This is a genomic window from Sphingomonas sp. (genome assembly GCF_036677245.1).
Taxonomy (GTDB): Bacteria; Pseudomonadota; Alphaproteobacteria; order Sphingomonadales; family Sphingomonadaceae; genus Allosphingosinicella.
The window spans coordinates 1-4,613 of record NZ_JAKFCG010000002.1; the positions used below are offsets into that span (position 1 = coordinate 1).

Sequence of the window (4,613 nt, forward strand, 5' to 3'; positions counted from 1 at the left end):
CGCGAGGAATATGCGCGGCATGTCGTGGCGGAACTCGGGGAGATGTCGCTGGAAGCCGGTGAGGAGGAGGTCCTTGCCGAGCGCCGCCAGCGCCTGATGACGCTGGAAAAGGCCGCCGAGGAAGTTCGCGACGCCGACGAGATTCTCAATGGCCCGACTGCGCCCGGTCCGGTACTCGCCGGGCTGATGCGCCGCCTGGTCCGCAAGGCCGATGCCGGTGCCGCAGTGTTCCAGCCGATCGTCGAGGCGCTCGACAACGCCCTGGTGTCGCTCGACGCTACCTCCGACGCGCTCGAACTGCTGAAGCGCGACATGGCATTCGATCCGGCTGATCTCGAAAAGGTTGAAGAGCGGCTGTTCGCTTTGCGCGCCGCCGCCCGCAAGCACCACACCACCTGCGACGGGCTCAGCGAGGTGCTGGCCAAGTACCAGAACGATCTCGACATGCTGCAGAGCGGCGAGGCCTCACTGAAAGCGCTGGAAGCCGCTGCCGAGGCCGCCCGCAGCGCCTATGCTGCCGCTGCCACGGCCCTCAGCAAAGCACGCGACACGGCGTCTGCGGCCCTCACCAAGGCCGTGGAAGCGGAGCTGCCGGACCTGAAGCTCGGTGCCGCCAAGTTTATCGTTGATCGGCAGGTGGACCCGGCCCGCGTGGCCGCCTCAGGCCACGACCAGATCGCCTTCCATGTGCAGACCAACCCGGGCACCCAGCCGGGGCCGATCCTCAAGGTCGCTTCAGGCGGCGAGCTCAGCCGTTTCCTCCTCGCCCTCAAGGTGGTGCTGGCCGATCGCGGTTCGGCGCCGGTGCTGATCTTCGACGAAATCGACACCGGCGTCGGTGGTGCCGTTGCCGACGCCATCGGCCGGCGGCTGGCGCGACTCGCCGGCAAAGTGCAGGTGCTCACCGTCACCCATGCGCCGCAGGTTGCGGCACGGGCGCAGAGTCACCTGCTGATCGAAAAGCAGGCGATCGAGGAGGGCGCGTTTGTGCGCACCCACGTCCGCCGCCTCGATGGCAAGGCGCGGCAGGAAGAAGTGGCGCGCATGCTGGCCGGCGCCAAGGTCACCGACGAGGCGCGCGCCGCGGCCGGGAAGTTGATTTCGGAGGTATCGTGAGCGGGGCGGAACGTGAGATCGAGAGTTTCTCCGAGGCGGAGGCCAAGGCGGAACTCGACCGGCTGCACGAGGTACTTGTCGAGGCCGACCGCGCCTACTTCGAGAACGACGCACCCGAAATCACCGATGCCGAGTACGACGCGCAGAAGCGCCGCTACCAGGCGTTCGAGATTGCGTTTCCGCAACTCAAGCGCCAGGACAGCCTCAGCGACAAGGTCGCGGGCGCGCCGGTCGAGGGGTTCAGCAAGGTCCGGCACGCCGTGCCGATGCTCAGCCTCGCCAAGGCCTATAGCGATGAGGACGTGGTCGATTTCATCGAGCGCGGCCGCCGCTTCTTCGAGCGCGACAAGGACCTGAAGCTGGTCTTCACCGCCGAGCCCAAGATCGACGGGCTATCGGCGTCGCTGCGTTACGAGAACGGCCTGTTCGTCCAAGGCGCGACGCGCGGCGACGGCACGATCGGCGAGGACATCACCGCCAATCTCAGAACCATCGCCGACATCCCGCACAAGCTCAAAGGCTCGGGCTGGCCCGAAAGCATCGAGATCCGCGGCGAGGTCTACATGACCATGGCCGAGTTCGAGGCGCTCAAGGCGCGCTCGGCGGCGGTCGGCGGGCAGGAATACGTCAACCCGCGCAACACCGCCGCAGGCTCGCTGCGCCAGAAGGACCCGTCGATCACTGCCAGCCGGAACCTGAAATTCTTCGCCTATGCCTGGGGCTACACGTCGGCAGAACCAGCGCCGACGCAGTATGGCGCGGTGCAGAAGTTCGGCGAGTGGGGATTTGCGATCAGCCCGCTGATGGTGCGCGCCAGCTCGATCGACGAACTGATCGCGCAGTACAGGAAGATCGAGGAACTGCGCGCCTCGCTTGGCTACGACATCGACGGCGTCGTCTACAAGGTCGACAATCTCGAGCTGCAGCGCCGATGGGGCTTTTCGAGCGGCGAGCCACGCTGGGCCGTAGCGCACAAGTTTGCAGCCGAGCAGGCCTTCACCACCGTCCGGGCGATCGACATCCAGGTGGGACGCACCGGCACGCTGGCTCCCGTCGCGCGCCTCGCGCCGGTCGGCGTCGGCGGCGTGGTGGTCGAGAACGTGACGCTCCACAATGAGGACTACATCAAGGGCATCGACAGTACCGGCGCGCCAATCCGCGGCGACGAGCCGATCGACGTGCGTATCGGTGACACCGTGGTGATCCAGCGCGCCGGCGACGTCATTCCGCAGATCGTCCGGGTCGTGCTGGAGAAGCGTCCTGCGGACGCCGTGCCCTACGAGTTCCCCCATGTTTGCCCGGTCTGCGGCTCGCCCGCGACGCGCGAGCTCAACGAGAAGACCGGCAAGGAAGACTCGCGCCGCCGCTGCACCGGCGAGCTGATCTGCGCCGCCCAGGCGGTCGAGCGGCTGCGCCATTTCGTGTCGCGCGGCGCCATGGACATTGAGGGGCTGGGTGCCGAGAACATCGACCTGTTCTTCAACTCCGGCCTCGTCAAGACCGCCGCCGACATCTTCACGCTGCGGGACCGTCGTCGCGCCGTGCAGCAAGCCTTTGCCGCGCGGCGCGACGAGCAGGCGCGGCTGCGCGAGGAAGCGTCGGGCAAGACCCGCAAGAATGTCCGCACCGTCGAGGACCGCAGCTTCGAGGGACTGGAGAAGCTGTTCGCCGCCATCGACGCGCGGCGCGAGCCGGAGCTCGACCGCTTCATCTTCGCGCTGGGCATCCGCCACATCGGTGAGACCACCGCAGCGGTGCTGGCCAAGACCTTCTCGACCATCGAGGAGTTGATCCGCGTCGGCAAGGAAACGGCCGCGCATGCTGACGATCCGCACTCGGTATTCCCGTCGGTCGACGGCATCGGCAATACCGTCATTGAGGCGCTGATCGATTTCTTCGGCAACGAGCGCAACGACGACGTGCTCGATGCGCTGTTGCAGCAGGTGCACCCCAAGCCCTACGTGGTCACCGTTTCGGCCACCAGTGAAGTGGCGGGAAAGACTATCGTCTTCACCGGCAGCCTCGAGAAGCTCACGCGCGGCGAGGCCAAGGCGATGGCGGAGCGACTGGGCGCCAAGGTGGCGGGCTCGGTGTCGAAGAATACCGACATCCTGGTGGCTGGTCCCGGGGCCGGCTCCAAGCTGAAGGAAGCTCAGGCCCTCGGCATCCTTATTCTCGACGAAGATCAATGGCTTGAGTTGGCGGCCAAATAGCCAACTGCAGGGAGTACCGGGATGCTGAGACTGGCGATTGTCGCATTGTGTGCGGCGCTTTCACTCCCGGTCCTCGCAGGCGAGGCCGGCGACATCTCGCGCAAGCATCTATACGCCGGAACGATCGGGCAGGGGCTCACCGAGCTGAAGCCGTTCTACGAGCGGCAGGACATGGAAGGGCGCTTCGGCGTGGGGCTCCTCAGCTTCATCCAGGGCGTCGAACATTTCGCCCAGGGCCTCTACCGACACGGCTTCGCCTCGCCCGATGCCGGCCCGATCATGGGCGCACCGCTGGCCATGCCCGTGCCGGTGAACCCCAATCCGGAACCGCTCGACTACGACAAGTTCCGCGCCATCCTGCAGCTCCTCGTCGACGACATGGACGCCGCTCGCGATGCGCTGCTCGCCGCTGGCGAGAATGGCGATTACGTGGTGTCGGTCGAAGTGCTGAAGGTCCGCATCGACCTCGACGGCGATGGCGCCGGCAGTGAGACCGAGAGCATCGGCAACGTGCTCAACGCCATGTTCGGTGCGGCGACCGTTCCCGGCCCGACCGATCCCAATGCACCGCCGCCCGCAACGCCCACCCCGCCCGATTCGACCATAGGCTTCGATCGCGCCGACGCCATCTGGCTGGGCGGCTATTCGCAGATCCTCGCGGCACAGGCGGATTTCCTCCTCGCCCACGATTTCCGCGCGCTGTTCGACACCACCTTCCACCGGCTGTTCCCGCGCGCTGACCTGCCCATGCAGGAATACACCCGCTCGACAGGCACGCTGATGCTGGATCCGGCCTCGGACAACGCCATCGCCGATGCGCTGGCGGCGATCCACCACCTCAACTGGCCTGTGGTCGAGCCCGACCGGCTGAAGCGCGTGCTGGCCCGGTTCAAGGACATCACGGCGCTCTCCCGCCGCAACTGGGAAGCCATCCTCGCCGAGACCGACGACAATCGAGAGCTGCTGCCCAACCCGAAACAGAGCGGCATCGCGCCGGATGCCAAGATTACTGACGCGCAGGTGCAGGCCTGGATGGCGACGCTCGACACCGCCGACCAGGTGTTGGACGGCAAGCTGCTGATCCCGCACTGGCGCTTCCAAAAAGGCTTTGACCTCAAGGCCTATTTCGAGACCGCCAAGAAAACCGACCTGGTCATGCTGATCACCGGCTACGACGCACTGCCATTCCTCAAGGACGGCCCCATCGCCAGCGCCGAGTCGTTCCGCGCCGCCAACGAGGTCTTCGGCGATGCCCTGATCGGCTACGCCTTCTGGTTCAACTGA

General features: G+C 66.3%; 3 protein-coding genes. All 3 read left to right on the plus strand.

Annotated features, from left to right (window positions below):
* On the plus strand, nt 1-1,116 hold a 1,116-nt coding region (locus V6M48_RS00045), incomplete at its 5' end, for a DNA repair protein RecN (protein ID WP_332810471.1).
* Complete coding sequence (ligA, locus tag V6M48_RS00050; RefSeq protein WP_332810472.1) at nt 1,113-3,329, plus strand: NAD-dependent DNA ligase LigA; 2,217 nt, start codon at nt 1,113-1,115, stop codon at nt 3,327-3,329. The genes V6M48_RS00045 and ligA, both read left to right, overlap by 4 nt.
* 21 nt (nt 3,330-3,350) lie before the next feature.
* Nucleotides 3,351-4,613, plus strand: coding sequence for a hypothetical protein (locus tag V6M48_RS00055; RefSeq protein WP_332810473.1), 1,263 nt, complete (start codon nt 3,351-3,353; stop codon nt 4,611-4,613).

What these genes read in the sequence shown, in the direction of transcription:
- V6M48_RS00055 (WP_332810473.1), top strand. Translation starts at nt 3,351, where the DNA reads ATGCTGAGACTGGCGATTGTCGCATTGTGTGCGGCGCTTTCACTCCCG.